The 18,676-nt window shown below is 53.9% G+C and carries 16 protein-coding genes and 2 tRNA genes; 10 read left to right on the forward strand and 8 right to left on the reverse strand.

The window, feature by feature from the left end; genetic code table 11:
• Positions 1-60 precede the first annotated feature (60 nt).
• A complete protein-coding gene (locus H5T67_11990) occupies positions 61-1,248 on the reverse strand; it encodes a hypothetical protein (protein MBC7246026.1) in 1,188 nt (395 codons plus the stop codon).
• Between the two features lie 191 nt (positions 1,249-1,439).
• Between H5T67_11990 and H5T67_11995 the strand changes: the two genes are divergently transcribed.
• The 10 genes from H5T67_11995 (at position 1,440) to H5T67_12040 (ending at position 11,223) form a co-directional block, all read left to right on the forward strand.
• Positions 1,440-1,928 carry a metallophosphoesterase gene (locus H5T67_11995; GenBank protein ID MBC7246027.1) on the forward strand — a complete coding sequence of 163 codons (489 nt, stop codon included), beginning with the start codon at positions 1,440-1,442 and terminating at the stop codon, positions 1,926-1,928.
• 124 nt (positions 1,929-2,052) lie between these two features.
• Positions 2,053-2,733 carry a GntR family transcriptional regulator gene (locus tag H5T67_12000; GenBank protein MBC7246028.1) on the forward strand — a complete coding sequence of 227 codons (681 nt, stop codon included), beginning with the start codon at positions 2,053-2,055 and terminating at the stop codon, positions 2,731-2,733.
• An 18-nt stretch (positions 2,734-2,751) separates the two neighbouring features.
• Positions 2,752-3,795, forward strand: coding sequence for a proline racemase family protein (locus H5T67_12005; GenBank protein MBC7246029.1), 1,044 nt, complete (start codon positions 2,752-2,754; stop codon positions 3,793-3,795).
• Positions 3,796-3,915: 120 nt separating this feature from the next.
• A complete protein-coding gene (locus H5T67_12010; GenBank protein ID MBC7246030.1) occupies positions 3,916-5,073 on the forward strand; it encodes an ABC transporter substrate-binding protein in 1,158 nt (385 codons plus the stop codon).
• 91 nt (positions 5,074-5,164) lie between these two features.
• Positions 5,165-6,037, forward strand: coding sequence for a branched-chain amino acid ABC transporter permease (locus tag H5T67_12015; protein ID MBC7246031.1), 873 nt, complete (start codon positions 5,165-5,167; stop codon positions 6,035-6,037).
• Between the two features lie 18 nt (positions 6,038-6,055).
• Positions 6,056-6,931, forward strand: a complete 876-nt coding sequence (locus H5T67_12020; GenBank protein ID MBC7246032.1) for a branched-chain amino acid ABC transporter permease — start codon at positions 6,056-6,058, stop codon at positions 6,929-6,931.
• 9 nt (positions 6,932-6,940) lie between these two features.
• Positions 6,941-7,711: an ABC transporter ATP-binding protein gene (locus H5T67_12025; GenBank protein ID MBC7246033.1), complete on the forward strand. Its 771-nt coding sequence runs from the start codon at positions 6,941-6,943 to the stop codon at positions 7,709-7,711.
• Positions 7,708-8,439 carry an ABC transporter ATP-binding protein gene (locus H5T67_12030; protein MBC7246034.1) on the forward strand — a complete coding sequence of 244 codons (732 nt, stop codon included), beginning with the start codon at positions 7,708-7,710 and terminating at the stop codon, positions 8,437-8,439. Before H5T67_12025 ends, H5T67_12030 begins: the two co-directional genes overlap by 4 nt.
• A 101-nt stretch (positions 8,440-8,540) precedes the next feature.
• Positions 8,541-9,605: an ornithine carbamoyltransferase gene (locus H5T67_12035; protein MBC7246035.1), complete on the forward strand. Its 1,065-nt coding sequence runs from the start codon at positions 8,541-8,543 to the stop codon at positions 9,603-9,605.
• A gap of 217 nt (positions 9,606-9,822) precedes the next feature.
• Positions 9,823-11,223 carry a pyridoxal-phosphate dependent enzyme gene (locus tag H5T67_12040; protein ID MBC7246036.1) on the forward strand — a complete coding sequence of 467 codons (1,401 nt, stop codon included), beginning with the start codon at positions 9,823-9,825 and terminating at the stop codon, positions 11,221-11,223.
• 45 nt (positions 11,224-11,268) lie between these two features.
• On the opposite strand, the gene rimO is transcribed toward H5T67_12040, so the two are convergent.
• From rimO to H5T67_12075, 7 genes are all read right to left on the reverse strand, one after another.
• On the reverse strand, positions 11,269-12,585 hold the full coding sequence (gene rimO, locus H5T67_12045) for a 30S ribosomal protein S12 methylthiotransferase RimO (protein MBC7246037.1): 1,317 nt from the start codon (positions 12,583-12,585) through the stop codon (positions 11,269-11,271).
• 81 nt (positions 12,586-12,666) lie between these two features.
• A complete protein-coding gene (locus H5T67_12050; GenBank protein MBC7246038.1) occupies positions 12,667-13,494 on the reverse strand; it encodes a helix-turn-helix domain-containing protein in 828 nt (275 codons plus the stop codon).
• A gap of 268 nt (positions 13,495-13,762) precedes the next feature.
• On the reverse strand, positions 13,763-14,644 hold the full coding sequence (locus H5T67_12055) for a bifunctional 5,10-methylenetetrahydrofolate dehydrogenase/5,10-methenyltetrahydrofolate cyclohydrolase (protein ID MBC7246039.1): 882 nt from the start codon (positions 14,642-14,644) through the stop codon (positions 13,763-13,765).
• Between the two features lie 147 nt (positions 14,645-14,791).
• Positions 14,792-16,348 carry a hypothetical protein gene (locus H5T67_12060; GenBank protein ID MBC7246040.1) on the reverse strand — a complete coding sequence of 519 codons (1,557 nt, stop codon included), beginning with the start codon at positions 16,346-16,348 and terminating at the stop codon, positions 14,792-14,794.
• A gap of 43 nt (positions 16,349-16,391) precedes the next feature.
• A complete protein-coding gene (locus tag H5T67_12065) occupies positions 16,392-17,822 on the reverse strand; it encodes an aspartate aminotransferase family protein (GenBank protein MBC7246041.1) in 1,431 nt (476 codons plus the stop codon).
• A gap of 345 nt (positions 17,823-18,167) precedes the next feature.
• Positions 18,168-18,249: transfer RNA gene (locus H5T67_12070), tRNA-Tyr, on the reverse strand.
• A 110-nt stretch (positions 18,250-18,359) separates the two neighbouring features.
• Positions 18,360-18,435: transfer RNA gene (locus tag H5T67_12075), tRNA-Thr, on the reverse strand.
• Positions 18,436-18,676: the final 241 nt, after the last annotated feature.

Raw genomic sequence — 18,676 nt, forward strand, 5'->3', positions numbered from 1 at the left:
CTGGGATGCGCTGGAGTCGAGCTGGGCTAGAACGCCTGGCCCCAATTCGAGCTGCTATCCTCAGCAAACGTTTCCATGAAGTGTGGACAGCCGTTTACAACTCGCCCCTAAACTGAAATGCACCCCAGCAAAAATATCCGCTTGTTCTTCCAGGGTCTGTCGTAGCCTAGAGGTTTTGCTGCGCTTAGCCACTTGGCAGATAAATGTGCGGATATCTGCCGAGTCAATAGGTGGCAGGTTAAATGGCACCTGGATGATTTTTTCCAGATAGTCACGACCCACAATGGGCGCCGCGCCACCGGGCACGACAACAAAATCCTTATATTTTACACGGATGCCCTCTTCGATAACCTTGCGCTCCAGACCGAGCACAAACACACAGCCAGGTACATCCAGGAACAATTTGATTGCCTCCAACACTTCCACTGCTTTCTCTGGCAGACAGCGGTCAAGGTCATCTACAAAAAGTACCAACCGTTGATCTTGAGCGAGAACATGTGCCTTGACCAAATCCGCGAAGGTTTTCTGGAACCGTTCCAGTGAATCCAGGTGCTGTTGGTGGTGGTGGATGACATCTCTGCGAAATGCTTTCAGGAGACCCGCAACATCCTCACTGAGAGCGCCTTCGCCTATTTTGCCCTGTGCGGCTTCAGCCGCCTTATCGGCTAGGCGAAGCGCCTGGAATACTGTGCCCACACCAGGCAGAACAGCAAAACCGAGCTTGAGCAATCCTCCTCCAACCGCCTTCACTGCCTCTGGAATGTCTACAGTCAGGTTGCCTTTTTCCTCCCAATCCACATCACGGTACAAGCTTTCTTCAAGGCGATCGAGTTCAGCGCATAGCCGCTTCTCGTCCTCAGACTGGCTGCCCTCTGCTTGTGGGGGGCGCAGAGCGGCAAGCACTCGTAGCAAGAGTGTGCGCCACAAGAGCTCTTCCTGGTTGTATTTCCAGGCATCGAACCAGACCAATCGGAACCTATCTTTATTTTCCTTGCAACGACGTCTTTGGTTTGCACGGTATAAGTCGTCCTGCAGCATGAGCATTAAGCTGGTCTTGCCACTGCCCCAGGCACCAAAGACGCCAATGGTAAAGGGTGTTTCAGGTGTGGTGGTGATGATGTCGTAAAGGGCATGGCGAAAGGGAGCAAAACCCAGGCTATCATGTACCGTGGGCACATCCACCAGCCAGCCATAGCCACGTGGTGCAGAGATAGGCACTGAGGATGTGGTCATTTTCTTTGCAGGCATATAGCGCCTCCTTGGAGAACAAAAACACAACCGATAAAGTTCACCTCTATTATATACCTTCTAGCAACCCAGTCAATTAAGTCCAAAAGGATGTTATTAGGGATCTTGCTTCTGTCGCATGGCTTGTCATCCCGGGCGCTTTGCATTAGAATTTGTGGCTTGGAAGCATTCACTACATAAGGAGGCGGCTTATGCTCATTGGGGTGCTGAGCGATTGTCACGATCGTCTGGAGAACCTGCAGAAAGTGCTTACCTCGTTGAATGGGGTAGAAGTGGTTTTCTTCTGCGGGGACTACTGCGCGCCGTTCACGCTGAAGATGCTGGCCGAAGGTTTTCGCGGCCCGGTACACTCCGTTTTTGGCAACAATGACGGGGATGTCTTTCTCTTGCTCAAGATTGCCCAGCAGGTCGGAAACGTCACCTTCCACCAGCCCATCGCTCGCTTGGAACTGGGCGGCAAGCGCATCGCCGTGGCTCACTACCCCGAAATCGGCGAGGCATTGGCTCGTTCAGGCCAGTACGATGCCGTCTTCAGCGGCCACGACCACACCGCCCATGTCCAGATGGTGGGCTCCACGCTGTGGGGCAATCCCGGTGAAGTGATGGGGCGGTTTGGCCAGCCCAGCTTTGGGCTGTATGATACCGAGGCGAATGCGTTCGAGATTCGCGAGATTGGCTAAATGTGGCGTGGGGTACAACCCCCCTTTTCAATTTGACAAATTTGTGAATTTTAGTAAAATTTCAGCGAAATACTACTGGCATTGCAGCGCGAAGGCAAGCACTGTTTGCTGAGAGCGAAAGAGCATGCTGCTAAGAGAGCAAGTCTACAGCAAAATCAAGGAAGATATCCTCGGCGGAGTGTATCGCATGGGGAACAAGTTGCCGGTGGATGAGTTGGCCAAGAGATACAAGGTCAGCAAAACACCGATAAGAGAAGCCCTCACTCTCCTCCAACACGAGGGCTTGGTAGAAGCCGTTCCCCGCGCAGGCTATTTTGTGTCCTACATGACCCTCAAGGACCTACAGAACCTCTTTGGATTACGCCTCATACTGGAAGCTGCGGCCGCTGAGCTGGCTGCGCAGAATATCACCCCAGAACAATTGGATGCCCTGGAGCACATACTCTGTACATACGTCCCAGGCGACATGGATAGCTGTTACCAATATCTGAAGGATAACCGCGAGTTCCACTATAGAGTAGCCTTGGCAAGCGGGAATGAGAAACTGGCTGAAGCCGTGGCGAATGTGTTGGACCAGATGCAGGGCATTCTGCTCTTGGAAGCACGTTTATTTGACCGAGCAGTTCAGTTCGACCGCGAACACAAGCAATTGGTGCAGGCTTTGAGACAGCGGGATTCCGAATTGGCCAAGAAACTTATGACGGAAGCGATTGAGAACACCCGCAGGGCTATGCTGAACGCAGCCATTGGAGAGAGAAGGTACCATAGTAACACAGCCCATTTGACCATCGCAGCAGGAGCATAGGCCACCATGAGAGCACAGATGGAGCGGATACAATCAGTTGAGTTCGTTGAGGATTTGTTGGCGCGTTTCCCCAATTCTTTGTTGACGTTAGACTCTCACACGGCCGGAGAGCCTACCCGTTTGGTCTTGAACTTCCCCCCTGTCCCTGGCCAAACGATCAATGACAAACGGCTTTATATCATGCGCGAGATGGATTATGCGCGCCTTCTGCTGACGCAGGAGCCACGTGGTCATCGGGACATGATTGCCGCCATCGTAACCGACCCGGTAACCCCAGGAGCATCTTTGGGATTGATTTACATGGATGCTCGCCGTTACCCTTACCTCTGCGGGCATGGCACCATAGGTGCAGTGACCGCTCTGGTGGAAAGCGGCTTGGTACCAGCGAGTGAGCCTGAGGCAACCATTACAGTGGATACCCCTGCCGGCCCAATGGAAGTGACAGCGCAAATTCAGGGTCACAAAGTCACTTCAGTCACGATCCAGGCTGTTCCCTGCTTTGCTTATCTATTGGACCAGCCGCTCGATGTGCCGGGGGTAGGCCATATTCGGGTGGACATCTCCTATGCTGGCGGCTTCTTTGCTATGGTCTCCAAAGAGCAGGTGGGACTGGAGCTAAAGCCAGAGAACGTCGGGCTCCTTGCATCGATGGGCATGGCCATTATTGAAGCAGCCAACCAGCAACTAACTGTCCAACATCCTGTGCTGAAGCACGTGACTACGGTAGATGTAGCAGAATTCTATGACCCAACCGGACACGCACAACGGCGAGGACTGAACATGGTCGTTTACGGCGAATGTCATGTGGACCGTTCTCCCTGCGGAACAGGCACCTGCGCCAAGATGGCCTTGCTCCATCGCCGTGGGGAGCTGGGCATTGGAGAGAGATTCATCAATGCTGGCGTTTTGGGCACGACTTTCGAAGGCAAGCTGTTAGCGGAGACCCAGGTGGGCGGTATCCCTGCCGTTGTTCCGCAGATAAAGGGAAGTGCACACCTTACCGGTTTGCATCGTTTCTTTGTCGATCCCAGTGATCCTTTCCCAACAGGCTTCCTTCTGTAGGATCGCTGTTGGGCAACCATCTGCTGAAGAACAGCCTGAGGAGGTGATGTAGAAGATCGAACTGCTGCGCATGCACCTTTCTAACACCTTTCATCAACAAACTACAAAGGAGGTCAGAAGATGAGTAAGAAAATTTTGATTGCGATGTGGGTGTTGGCTTTGCTCGTTAGCCTATCTGCTTGCAAGCAACAGGCCAAGGAAGAGACCATCAAGATTGGGTTCTTCGGGGCTTTGTCTGGAGACCAGGCCGTGTGGGGGCAGGCAGATCGTGACGGCGTGATACTGACCATAGAGCAGATCAACGCTGCCGGCGGCATCCTAGGCAAGAAAGTCGAACTGGTCGTCTACGATGACAAGGGTGACCAGCTCGAGGCCGTGAACGCGGTCAAGAGGCTGATCAACGAAGACAAAGTGGTAGCCATTATCGGCTGCAACAGCAGCGGGCGCAACATTGCGGTTGCTCCAGTTGCTGAGGAAGGCAAAGTGCCTGTTATCAGCACCTTTGCCACCAACCCACGAGTCACGGTGCCAGAGCCGGGCAAAGTGATGAAGTACACCTTCCGCGTGTGCTTCATTGACTCCTATTCCGGCTACGTGAAGGCAAAATTCGCCTGGGACGATCTGGGGGCACGCAGGGCAGCTGTGCTCTATGAGATCAGCTCTGATTACTCGGTAGGTGTCCGCGACTTCTTCAAGCAGTCGTGGGCTGAGCTGGGTGGTGAATTAGTTGCTGATGAGGCTTTCAAAAGCGGCGACGTAGATTTCCGCGCACAGCTCACCAAGATCAAGGAAGCTAACCCCGATGTGATCATCATGCCGTTCCTGTACAAAGAGGTAGCCCTCTCCACTAGACAGGCCAGGGATCTAGGCATTACCGCGACGTTCCTGGGCGGCGATGGTTGGCCATCCTCAGCACTGTTGGAGATGGCAGCGGATGCCGTCGAAGGCTCCTATTTCGTCAACCATGGTGATATCGATGCCCCGAATGTGCAGGAGTGGCGCGAGCAGTACAAGAAGCGCTTCAATAAGGACATCGAGATCAACTCGATCATGGGGCATGATGCCATGATCATGCTCAAAGCAGCTATCGAGAAGGCCGGCAAAGCGGAACCTCAGGCGATTCGCGATGCGCTGGAGAACCTAAAGGGTGTAGAAGTGTTCACCGGTGTCATCAACATTGACCCAGAGACGCATAACCCTGTGGGCAAGGCCGCCGCTATCATTGCCATCAAGAATGGCAAGTTCCAGTTCTACAAGCAGTTCGAACCAATGAAATAAGGCGATCTCGTGTGTAAAGTGGGGGAGGTGGGACCCCCTCCCCCACTTTTCCTACTTGCGGAAATTGAATCTCTGAGGAGGCCCGTCGGCCATGATTTGGCAACAAATTGTCAATGGCATCTCAGTCGGAGCTGTATACGCCTTGATTGCTGTGGGCTACTCTCTGGTCTACAGCGTCCTGAATTTTTCTAATTTTGCACATGGCGATGTGCTCATGCTGGGTTCTTATCTCGGTTTCTTTGCTCTCACCAAGTTGGGAGTGCCCTTTGGACTGGCTATCGCCATTGCAATGCTAGGTGCGGGTATTATCGCTATGGTAATAGAGAAGATTGCGTACCGCCCATTGCGGCTCAGAAGAGCACCCTTGCTCTATCTGATGATTTCTGCCATGGGCATGTCCATCTTCTTGCAGAACTTTACCATTGTCACGATTGGCCCAAACTTCCGTACATACCCAGATGTTCTACCAACCAAGCCCTTTGCGGTAGGGACACTGAGCATTGGCCGTCTAGATCTGATGATTTTCATCATCACGGTCATTGTGCTGCTGCTGCTGACATGGCTGGTCTACAGGACGAAAATCGGGATTGCCATCCAGGCTGCGGCCTATAACATGAGGGTGGCTAGTCTCATGGGGATCAACCCTGATTTGATCGCCACCATGGTATTCCTTTTGGCTGGAGCTACAGCAGGAGTAGGGGGAGTGCTGTTCGGAATGAAGTACACCGTTTACCCATGGATGGGAGTGCTGACCATTAAAGCCTTTATCGCTGCGGTGGTTGGTGGATTGGGTAGCTTGCCTGGAGCAGTAGTAGGGGCCTTCGTCCTGGGGATTACCGAGACCTTTGCTGCCGCCTACATCTCCTCAGCATTCCGTGACCTCTTCTCCTATCTGCTCATGACTATCATCATTATTGCCCGGCCTGCGGGACTGATGGGCACTGTCGCACAGGAAAAAGCCTAACGTGATAGGGGGAAAGCGGTGAGTGGATATTTTGCTGGCATTGCTATCTTGACTTGCGTGAACCTGCTTGCTGTTCTTGGGCTTTCGCTGCTGACCGGCTTTACTGGCTCGTTCTGCTTCGGTCAGGCGGGATTCATGGCCGTGGGTGCTTATGTGTCTACGTTGATGACCATGAGACTCCACGCCCCATTTCCTTTGGCCTTGCTGGGTGGTTGCCTAGCCTCGCTGTTGGTCAGTATCCCGCTGGGTTACCCTACCCTTCGCTTAAAGGGTGATTACTTCGCTATTGCTACACTGGGTTTTGCTGAGGCTACTCGTTTGGTTGTCGAGAATCTGGAAAAAATTACCGGGGGCTCACGGGGTATTCCTAGCATCCCTACTCGGACCTCCTTGCCCGTGATCTTAGCCGTCACCCTTTTCTGTGTCTGGCTAATACGGAATTATGTGTCCTCTCGTCATGGACGCAATTGCGTAGCGGTGCGTGAGGATCAACTGGCAGCGGAAGCCATTGCTGTGGATACTTTTCGCTACAAGCAAGTCTCCTTTGCGATCAATGGTGCTCTAGCGGGGCTTTCAGGGGGGTTCCTTGCTCACTACGTGGGGTTTATCCAACCCTCCATGTTCGGAATCCCCAAGTCTACTGAGCTAATCTCTATGGTGATTTTTGGCGGCATGCATAGCGTCACGGGCGCTGTTCTGGCTAGCATCATCCTCACTGCCCTACCTGAGGTTTTGCGTGTTGCATCGGCTTGGAGACTGGTTACTTATGGGGCTTTGGTCGTAACCATCATGGTGATCCGACCTGAAGGGCTGTTGGGCTCTTGGGAACTTAGCATAGGCTCGCTGCGGGAGCTCTGGGTCAGCGGGCGTAGACGTTTCCTGAAACAAAGCTGAGAGGGTTCTATGGCGCTTTTGGAAATTACAAACCTGAGCAAATTTTTTGGTGGAGTAAAAGCTGTTGACGATTTCAGCTATTCTCTAGACTCTGGCCACCTGCACGCTATTATCGGTCCGAATGGCGCGGGCAAAACAACGATCTTTAACCTGATCACTGGCATCTATCCACCAACGCGGGGCGAGATACGGTTCGATGGCCAACCGCTTACGAATCTGCCAGCTCACGAGATCGCCCAAAAGGGCATTGCGCGCACCTTTCAGAACATCCGCCTGTTTCCTGACTTCAGCGTGTTGGATAACGTGCGGACGGCCTGCCATCAGCAGGCGAACTACTCTATCCTCGAAGGGCTCTTCCCCACGCCGCGTCGCTTGAAACAGGAAAAGGTGCTGACCGAACAAGCGTATTCCCTGCTTGAGCTAGTCGGATTAGCTGACAGGGCGAAGGAACGCGCGAAGAATCTGCCTTATGGACATCAACGACGTCTTGAAATCGCGCGCGCACTTGCCTTGCAGCCTCGCTTGCTTCTACTGGATGAACCCGCTGCAGGGATGAATCCTGATGAAACCGAAAAGTTAATGGATTTCATCGAAGACATTAAAGAGAAATTTAATCTCACCATTTTGCTCATCGAGCACCACATGGAAGTGGTAATGGAGCTGTGCGACGACATCGTCGTGATTGACTTTGGCAAGAAGATTGCCCAAGGCACCCCAGAAGAAATCCAATCGAATGAGGCAGTCATCCAGGCCTACTTAGGAGCGGGAGAAGAACTATGACCCGTTTGCTAGAGATCAAAGACCTTTATGTTTCTTACGGTGGCGTGCAAGCGCTGCGCGGTATTTCCCTGCATGTTGATGAGGGCGAAATTGTTACCATCATCGGTGCCAATGGTGCGGGCAAGTCCACATTGTTGAATGCTATCTCGGGTGTGGTGCCTATCAGCAACGGCGAAATCATCTACGAAGGCCAACCTCTTCCGCGCAGGGCGCACCAAGTGGTAGCGAGAGGCATTGCCCAGGTGCCGGAAGGGCGGCAAGTCTTTGCCAATCTCACTGTGAAAGAAAACCTTATAATCGGTGCTTTCCTTCGCCGCGATGCGCAGGGGATTGCCGCTGATTTGGAAAGGGTCTATCGCATCTTCCCGCGCTTGCGGGAGCGCGAGGGCCAATATGCTGGCAGCCTCAGTGGCGGCGAGCAACAAATGCTCGTCATTGGCCGAGGACTCATGTCACACCCCAGACTCATGCTCATGGACGAGCCTTCGCTCGGCTTGGCACCCATGCTGGTGCAAGAAATATTCAAAGTCATTCGGGAGATCAATCAGGAAGGAACTACCCTGCTCCTGGTAGAGCAGAATGCCCGTAAAGCACTGGCCATCGCTCACCGTGCCTATGTTCTGGAAACGGGAGAGATCGTCCGCGAGGGCAGTGGCCAAGAACTGCTTAAAGACCCCGTCGTACAGGAAGCATACCTTGGTACCAGGCGTACAGCAAAGAAAAGATGAGCCAGGTGGATGGCTACTAGTTAACTTTTCACTTATTGAGCCCTGTTCTAACTGCACCTTTCGTGGTGCGTTTCGAATAACACTTTAGGAGGTAATGTCACATGAGAACAGACAGTTTTCGCGGTCGTGATTTCATCACCTTGCTAGAATGGAGCAAAGAGGAAGTTGAGACCATCCTCGATGTAGCGCTCGATCTCAAGCGACGGTTTGCCCTTGGCGAACCCCACGATCACATCCTGCGTGCCAAGACCCTATTCATGATTTTTTACAATCAGTCTCTGCGCACGCGCAACTCGTTTGAGGCAGGCATGACCCAGCTGGGCGGCCATGCTCACTATCTGGATCCAGAAAGGATCTACACGCCTGCCTTGCCCGGCAAGGAAGTGGCCTACTCCACCGAGCGTGTCTCGGACGTAGCGCGGGTGCTGTCGCGTATGGGTCACGCTATTGCGATCCGCTGCTATGGCGATCCGGTGGACTGGGTCTATGGTGGGGCGAACGAACTGATCCGCAACTTTGCCTACTGGGCTGATATCCCAGTGCTGAACATGGAGGATGACAAATATCATCCCTTCCAGGCTTTGGCCGACATCCTCACCGTGAAGGAAAAATTTGGCACTTTCAAGGGGGTGAAGTTCGTCATGTCTTGGGCTTACTCGCCCAGCGTGCACAAGCCGCGCGCCGTGCCGCAGAGCGCCATCATCGCTGCTACCAAGATGGGCATGGATGTAACACTCGCTCATCCGCCGGAAATGGAGCTAGATCCCGAGGTCATTCAGGCTTGCCAGAACTATGCTAAAGTGAACGGTTCTTCCTTCCGCATCGTGCATGATTTCGAGCAGGCTGCCAAGGGTGCGCACGTGCTCTATCCCAAGGCTTGGGCTCCCGTGCAGATGTTCAAGCCACCAGTGGGTGAGGACAACCCGAAACTCGCTCAAGAGATCTTTGATCGCCACAAAGATTGGAAGGCCACACCAGAGTACATGGCCCTGGCTGACCCAGAAGCCATCTACATGCACTGCCTGCCCGCTGACCGTGGCTGGGAGGTCGTGGATGCGGTGATTGACAACACCGATCCAAAGTCAGGGTGGCGTTCTGTTGTTTACGATGAGGCAGAGAACCGACTGCACGTACAGAAAGCTGTGATGAGTTTGGTAATGCGCTAACCCGCATCCCTGCATGTTCTGCTTTCGCGCAGGGTGCGCAGGCAGGACAAATTCGTGGAATGTGTTTTGTCCCGCCTGCTAATATGGCTATTTGTCCTCTTGACAGACAAGGGACGCTTCGCGGAAAGCAGAGCCCTTGTGCTTTCCGCGAAGCGTTCTGTTGCCTATTCAAGTAGAGCTGTATGTCACCAAATGTATGAAGACAAGGAGATGAATAATGGCGAAAGCAAGCAAACTAATTACCGGTCCTACTTTCGAAGAGATGCTGCACCCGGATAAGATCGACCCACAAGTGCGCCAGCGTGCACTGGAAATGCGCATCAAAGACCCACTCGATCCTATTAACCTGTACAACATCACATGGCGTTCGCCCCAGGGCAAGGTATATGCCTATGTCTTACCCAAGCAACTAACCAACGTCGAAGCGCCGATTGTCGTGCTCTACTCCAAAGATTTTCCCACGGGCAGCCATAAAGTCGGTGCGACCTATTCCGTGCTGATTGAAAAGGAGCTATTTGGTGAAGTAGATCCTACCATCCACACCTTGGTCTGGCCCTCGACCGGCAACTATGGCATTGGCGGGGCCTATGTTGGTTGCCGTATGGGTTTTGACAGCGTGGTCATCCTACCCGAGGAGATGAGCAAAGAGCGCTTCGAGATTATCCGCCGTTACGGAGCGCGGGTTATCGCTACACCAGGTTGTGAGAGCAATGTCAAGGAAATCTACGACAAGTGCAAAGAACTGAAAGCTGCCGATCCTGAACGCATTCGCATCCTCAATCAGTTCGAGGTCTTTGGCAACTACCGCTTTCATTATTATGTTACTGGAAATACTATTGCGGAACTCGCTACTGAGTTACAACAGCAGGGCATTGGCAAAGGGAAAGTGGCAGCCTACGTCTCGGCGATGGGTTCAGCAGGGACGATCGCCGCTGGTGACCGCCTCAAGCAAATCTGGCCAGAGCACAAGATCGTCGGTTTGGAGCCTATCCAGTGTCCGACACTTTTCTGCAACGGCTATGGCGGGCATGATATCCAAGGCATCGGTGACAAGCACGCTACGTGGATCCACAACGTATGGAACATGGATGCCCTGATGTGCATTGACGACCTGGAATGCAAAAAGGGGCTCCAATTGTTGACCGAGGTCGCCGGCTGGCGCGTGCTGACCCAGGACTATGGCATTCCTGAGAATACAGTGCACCTGATGGCCGAAACCTTTGGCATCTCTGGTGTGTGCAACGTGTTGGGTGCGATCAAAACTGCCAAATTCTATGGTTTTGGCAAGGATGACATCATCGTTACGATTCTGACTGACGCTATTGACCGCTACCATTCGGTCATGGCGCAATTGACCGCTACCTATGGCAAGATGGACGAAACAGAAGCCAAGGTGAGGCTGGTAAGCATCTTCCACAATCAAAAATTGGACTGGATCATGGAAGGCACACGCGAGGCGCGCAGCCGCTGGCACAACTTGAAATACTACACTTGGGTGGAACAACAGGGCAAAACTATCGAGGAATTGAACGCGCAACGCAACCCGGAATTCTGGCTGGCGGAACAAGTGCGCGTTGCCGAGATAGATGCCAAGTTGCGAGAACTACGGGGACGATAGAATAGGAAAGAGAAACCAGGTTTTTCTCCCAAACCTGGTTTCTCATCAGCAAGATAGGACGCGACCCTCCAGGTCATACTCCAAAGCGCGTTCAATTTTGGCTTTGACCATTTGTCCTACCGGCCATTCGCCGCGCATGAGCACATAGCCATCAATCTCTGGCGCGTCGCGATAGCAGCGGCCAACGCTCAAGCCATCTCCAAACCCTTCGACCAGCACATTTAGCGTGCGTCCAACCTGCATCTGGTTGCGTGTCAGCGATATGCCACGCTGCAGCTCCATCAGCCGCGCGTAGCGCTCTTCAGCTACTTCGCGGGGTACCGGATTGGGCAGGCTAGCCGCTGCGGTGCCTTCCTCGGGCGAGTAGATAAAAGCGCCCACCTTATCAAAAGCTATCTCTGCCATAAAGTCCAGCAGCACGGTGAACTCTTCTTCTGTTTCACCAGGATAGCCCACGATGAAGGTTGTACGCAGAGCGATGTCGGGCATGGCTTGGCGCAGCCTTGCGATCAACTGCCGCACGCCTGCTATATCAGGGGAGCGCTGCATACGGCGCAGGGTAGCGGGATGGGCGTGTTGCAATGGAATATCGAGGTAATGACAGACCTGGGGGTGGCGAGCCATGATTTCAATCAGGCGTGGAGTAATATGCTGTGGATAGGTGTACATCACCCGCAGCCAAGGAAGCTGGGGCACAGTTGCCAGCATATCCTCAATGAGAGAGGACAGAGCATCCTTCTCCCCCAGGTCGCGGCCGTATGCCGTCGTATCCTGGGCAATCAGGATGATCTCCAGTACTCCTTGTTCAACCAATTGCCGAGCCTCCTCCAGGACAGCCCTGCGCGTCTTGCTGCGCTGTGGCCCCTTGATGAGGGGTATAGCGCAAAAAGCGCATGGCGCACTGCAGCCATCGGCAATCTTCAAATAAGCGCTGGGGCCTTGCGCTTGGCGGCGCATGGGGGTGACAACGGATACCTCACCGCGAGGTCGTACCGAAGCCTCTGCTGCTAGGCCAAACAGCTGGGCAACACACAAGTTGATGTTCGCCCATTCTCTGGTACCGAGAATGCCATCCACGCCTGGCACTGCACGTCGCACCCCTACCCCATAGCGTTGTGGCAGGCATCCAGCAGCCAGCAGAACCTGGCCACTCCGCTTGCGCTCAGCCAGTTTCTGCAGCGCAGCATATGATTCTTCTCGCGCGGGCTCTATGAAAGCGCAGGTGTTCACGATCAACAAATCGGCACGACCGGGCTGCTCTACCTTGCGCCACCCTGCTTCTTGCAGCAGACTAGCCATGGCCTCCGCATCCACAGTGTTCTTGGGACATCCTAACGAGAGAAGATAGAAGCGCTTTCTCATATGCGTTCAAAAGATAGAACAGCGAGGCAGTGCAGATTGCTTGCCGACTTATGCGCAGAACCATGCAGTTTGTGTGGCATCTCAAGGGGTTGCGGTTGGCATTGACGTGCGCGTGGGCGTTCCCGGCACAATCCACTCTTGTTCAACGACCTCATCCGGCGGACCCAATGGCCCGAGGGCCTGACCGTTCAGTGTCACCAGAGTGGCAGCGGGTTTGCCGCTGCGCAGCACAATTCGTTCACGCGCAGTCCAGGTGCTCTTGGCTCCAGGTTCGAGGAATCCAGCAAAGACCCGTTCATCATCTGCAATCACCAATAGCCAAGCCCGCTCCCCTACGATTTCGACGCTCAATTCCAGGCCCACTGTGGTCGGCATTGGGGTAGAAGTAGGAGTGGGAACAGCGGTCCAGGTTGGTGACGGCGAAGCCGTTGGCGTAGGCGGGGGCGGTGTTGGGGTAGGCGTCGGAGGCGCAATAGTAGGAGTGGCTGTAGCAGTAGCACGCGCCAACGGCCATGCCAGTGCAAAGGGCGCTCTACCACGGTATCTCTGGTACCCCCACCAGCCCAAGACAGCCAGAACAACAGCCAACACGACCAACCCCAGCGGCCACAGCGAGCGCAGTGTCACTGGCTCAAGGGGTTCATTCAGCACGCTGAAGGCAGGTGCCGCTGCAGCAGGTGCGGCGGGTGCAGAGTATAGAGAAAGCACCTGCTGTGGATCGAGACCCAGGTAAATGGCATAGTTTCTCAGGAAGCCCTTCACGTAAACAGGAGCAGGCAGGCGTTCGAACTCCTCATTTTCCAGCGCCTGCAAGTAGGTACTGAGGATTTTGGTTGCTTCCTCCACCTGCGCTAGAGATAAGCCTTTGGCTTCACGCGCCTTGCGCAGAGTTTCCCCTAACTCGCCCATCTGCATTAGCCTCTGAGATAACTCGGCATTTCCTTGCCCAGAATATATATACGATTGCTTGAAAAGTCAAAAGAACACCACTGCAGGGGATATTGAAAAAGCCTCGTTTGGAGTGCAAGACAGAACGGGTTAACCAGTGGGGGTAGCATAAGCCATGAGCGTGGGGCTGTTTCCACCTCCATAAGGAGGACTGTAGCTCACCATCCCGGTTTTTCAGTACTCTCCCCAAATACGGTGGCGTATAGGCTTATAACATGGTGCGCAAGATCTATGCTTCCATCTGTCTTTTGGCAGCTTCAAGCACATTGCGCATTAGCATGATGTTGGTCATTGGGCCTGTGCCGCCCGGTACGGGTGTGATCATCCCTGCCACTTCCAGTGCAGCTTCATAGTCCACATCGCCGCACATTTGACCGTCCACAAAGTTGACGCCAAAATCAATGACCACTGCGCCGGGTTTGATCCAATCGCCCTTGATCATCTTTGCACGCCCCACAGCCGCACAGAGGATGTCACCGCTGCGGCACACGGCAGCCAGGTCTGTTGTCTGTGAATGACAAATGGTTACCGTCGCATTCTCGCGCAATAGAAGCATAGCCATGGGCTTGCCCACGATATTTGAACGACCCACAACCACGGCGTGTTTCCCCTGCAATGGGACTTGATAGCGCTTGAGTATCTCTAGTCCACCAGCAGGTGTGGCAGGAACGAAAAACGGCTCGACCATGGGTGGCCGTCCTACCGGTGCTACTTGAGCTAGTCGGCCAGTATTCACGGGATGCACGCCATCCACATCCTTGTCTGGAGAAAGAGCCTCCTTCACTGCTGCCTCGTTGATTCCTTTGGGAAATGGCTCCTGTACCATGATGCCGTGAACATTCCGATCAGCGTTCAAGGCGGCAACCAAGGCTACAATCTCGTCCTGTGTTGCTGTTTCCGGCAATGTATGCAGAGCAAATCCCATTCCGCGGCCATTAAAGGCTTTTTCGATCGCCTTGGCATAGCTGACTGAAGCAGGATCTTCGCCCGCCCGCACCACTGCAATGGTGGGAACCACATTGTAGCGGGACTTGAATGCTTCAACCTCGGCAGTGATCTCTTCTTGCATCGTCTTGGCCAATTCTCGACCGTTCAGAATTGTCGCAGTCATATTGCTCTCCTTTTTGGTTTATTGATATCCTTTTGCACGACTTTATGATAGCCCTAGCGCTGATTTTGGACTTGCTCGGCACCCGCAGGCCATGCACTCGTGCCCTGCTTGGGTGGCGTGCGAGCCATTCACTGCGGGATAGGCAGCCTACACCGGTTTCTGTGGTGGCTGACAGACACGGAAGCGCACCTCATTCACATCCCGGTATAGGCGGCGCAGAGAAGTATACAACCGCTGATAGGCTTGATAAAGAACTGCATAGGTATCTGCGTTATCGGCCTGGGGCTCGAATTCGTGCTCCACGCATACGACTTTTTTCAGCGACTCAAAGTCAGGGTATAACCCCAGGCCGACAGCAGCAGTAAGCGCTGCTCCCACTGCCCCTGCCTCCTGCGGATTGGCGACTGTCTCAACACGTCGGCCAGTCACATCGGCAATGATCTGCATCCAAGGTTTGCCCCGCGCACCACCACCAATGATGCGCAACGTTGGCAGTGGGAAGCGAAAGGTTGTTTCTACAATCTCGATCATCCAGCGTAAGTTGTAGGCCACTCCTTCATACACTGCCCGCAGGAGATGTTCTCGGGTATGATCAGCGCTCAGGTTGAAGAAAGTGCCTCGCACCCAGGTATCTGCGATTGGCGCTCGTTCGCCATAGAGCCAGGGCGTGCAGATCAGAAAGTCGGAGCCGGGCGGGATTGTTTTCACTTTCTCATCCATTAGCGCATAGACATTGGGAATGTTTGGGTCAGCCTGCTCGGCTTTATAAAATTCGTCGGCGATCCACTTCAAACATGCTCCTGCCGTCTCCATTTCAGCAAACAGCAGTGCCTTGTTAGGATCGGCGGATTGCAGCGTGGCTACACCGTGACGACCCGTAGGCGTCTTGGATGTGGTCACGCCAACCCAGCCAGAGGTTCCCAAATAGATATGGCCATCTCCTTCGACTACCGCTCCAGCACCAACTGCTGCTCCAGGAGCATCTCCGCCTCCGCCAAAGATCGGGGTACCCTCCTGCAATCCACATTCTGCTGCCGCTTGCGCTGTTAACCTGCCTGCTTGGTCAATAGAGCGCACCAGAGGTGGAAATTTGTCCATGTCCAGCCCAATGTAACGGATAATTCCCCGCAACCAATCTTTCTTTTTGAGGTCGAAGCCAAAGGCAGAAGCACAGGACCATTCAAAAACTATGTTGCCGGTGGCGCGGTAGATGAGATACCCATTCACATCCAGGAAGCAGCTCATCGCCGTGTAGATATGTGGCTCGTGCTCCTTGAGCCATAGCAGCTTGGGCAGGCCATCTTTTCCGGAAAGTTCTGCGCCAGCAATCAAGGCAAAAACCTTGCGGCCAAGGAATTTGCGCATGATACGCTCGGCCTGCTCTGGGGCGCGCGAGTCCAGCCAGATAATGGCTGGACGCAGCGGCTGTTTATCCTTGCCCATAGGGACAATGCCTAGCATCTGCGTGGTGTATACCATGCACAAAACGTCGCGGGCTGCGACTTTGGCTCGTTCCAGCACCTGACGGGTCGTAACGGTCACTGCACGCCACCAATCCTCTGGCTCTTGCTCGGCCCAGTCTGGGCAGGGATAGGAGATAGGATAGGGGGCAAAGGTGGTGGCGTGCACGTTTCCTTCTGTATCCACGAGTACCGCCTTGTTGCCGCCCGTGCCCACGTCGTGGGCAATGATATATTGGGTCATGCCTCACTCTCCATCTCGTGTTCCGCGGTCATGTTGCGTGTTGCTACCTTGGCATGGCTTCTTCTATCATTTGCTCGCGAATCTGCACAAGATCTTCCGTTGAGAACTGTTCTACTTCCTTCAAAACACTCTCGAATACATCCAGCGCACGGTTCAATTGTTCTTCAGTGATCGTCAACGGTGGCTTGATCTTGATCGTATTGCGGCGTGTTGGCAGGCCGTTGACTAAATCAGGCATGTCCACGTCGAAGATAACCCCGTAAAGCATAGCCAATTCCACCAGTGCTGTGGCGCGCTCCGTGGCCGGCTTTTTTGTCTGGGGATCTTCTACTAGTTCTACACCAATAAATAGTCCTGGCCCGCGTATATCACCGATGAGCGGGTGTTGTTCCTGCATGTGCCGCAGGCGTGCCGTGGCATACTCACCAAGACGTTTGGCCCGTCCAGGTAGGTCAAGTCGCAGCATGACCTCGATGGTGGCCAAGGCAGCGGCGAAAGAAACCGGATTAGAGCCAAAGGTAGTGTGCTCTTCTACGGCAGTAAACCCTTTTAGGTCCTCGCGAGCCAGAAGTGCCCCAACCGGGAAACCACCTCCTAGCCCCTTGGTGAGAACCAGCATGTCGGGAACGACACCGTAGTATTCGGCTGCGCTCATAGCTCCAATGCGGCCAAAGGCTGTCTGGCTCTCGTCAAAGATGAGGAAAATGCCATGTCGTTGACAGATTTCCTTGAGGCCTGCTAGGTAGCCAGGCGGGGTCGGGATCTGTCCGCCAGCGCCTTGCATGGGCTCGATAATCAGACCGGCAATGGGCGTGTTGGCGCCATAGCGAATGGCTTGCTCGACACAGTCCAGGCAAGCCAGGCCGCAAGTGCGTGGCTCCTTTTCAACAGGGCAGCGATAACAATAAGGGTATGGGAATTTGACCAGATGGTCGAGCCCAAAGCCAGAAAAACGCAAAAGGCCGGGCATGTAATGGCTGGCTGCCAGGGTCACAAGCGTGCAGCCATGATAGCTACGGTAGGCCACCAAAAAGGTGGATGCACCGGGCTTGTTGATCATGGCTAATTTCATGGCCGCCTCAATTGTTGTTCCGCCACCTTGGTTGTTCAGGACTACCTTGTTCAGATTGCCGGGGAAGAGTTGCGGTAGGCGATTAAGGAGTTTGATGCGGGGGATAGTGGCGTAACTGTAACGAACGTGGGTCAGGTGGCGCATTTGCTCCACAACTGCAGCCAGCACGTCGGGATGACAATAGCCCACATTGAGCGACCATGCTTGAGAGGTACAGTCAATGTACTCGTTGCCATCCGTGTCACGGACGATGGCGCTGCCGGGAACGCCCTCGTAGAGGATCTGGCGCTTGAGGCGGGTCAGCGAGTGGGCCTTGGCTTGTTCGAACTCCTCCGGGGAGACCTCTGTCAGCAGAGCGCGGATCTCTTCGTAAGAAAGCACCTGGGGCTGAAAGGGTTCCATCTTCTCCTCCTTGAGCAGTGGTAGATTGTCATGACCTCTGAGTTGTTTCGAAGCCATTATAGTGTCTATAACTGCCAGGTGTCAAACGAAAACAAACTGTGTGGAAAAGTCCGGCTCGCGTTGCATATTCCATTCTGCTCTTGACTTTTGACACATTACTCCACTGTTCTATAGTGCTGAGGGACGCCAGCATTGACATGATGAGGTGCAAGTTCGCAGGAATCAATTGGATGCAGTTCCTATGCGACCCTGAATGGCCACAGGCCCGGCCAGCAACACAACAGCCGAACATAGCAAGACCGCCTATTTACTACTAAGGGTAATAGGCGGTCGTCTTACTCATAGTGGGCAGGGGCGGATTCGAACCACCGAAGGCTGAGCCAGCTGATTTACAGTCAGCCGCGTTTGTCCACTTCGCTACCTGCCCAAGCGCATATGAACTTATATCAGATGGCTTGTGAAGGGTTCTTTAGCCCTATATTGGGTTCCACGCAGGCCAGTGCTTTGTTCTTTGCATGACCAAGCAGTTATTGCTGCTGGAGCCTGAGGGGGGAATCGAACCCCCGACCGACCACTTACAAGGCGGTTGCTCTGCCGACTGAGCTACTCAGGCCTATAGGAATTCGTTACGATATCTATTATAACCAACTATGCCGTGTGGTCAAATTGGCATAGTGAATCATCCTATCTATACCAACGGGCTCTGCGGAGTCAAGTAAGCATTTCAGCCGGGTGCATTTCAGTTTAGGGGCGAGTTGTAAACGGCTGTCCACACTTCATGGAAACGTTTGCTGAGGATAGCAGCTCGAATTGGGGCCAGGCGTTCTAGCCCAGCTCGACTCCAGCGCATCCCA

It is taken from the genome of Chloroflexota bacterium, from assembly GCA_014360905.1.
GTDB lineage: Bacteria > Chloroflexota > Anaerolineae > UBA2200 > UBA2200 > JACIWX01.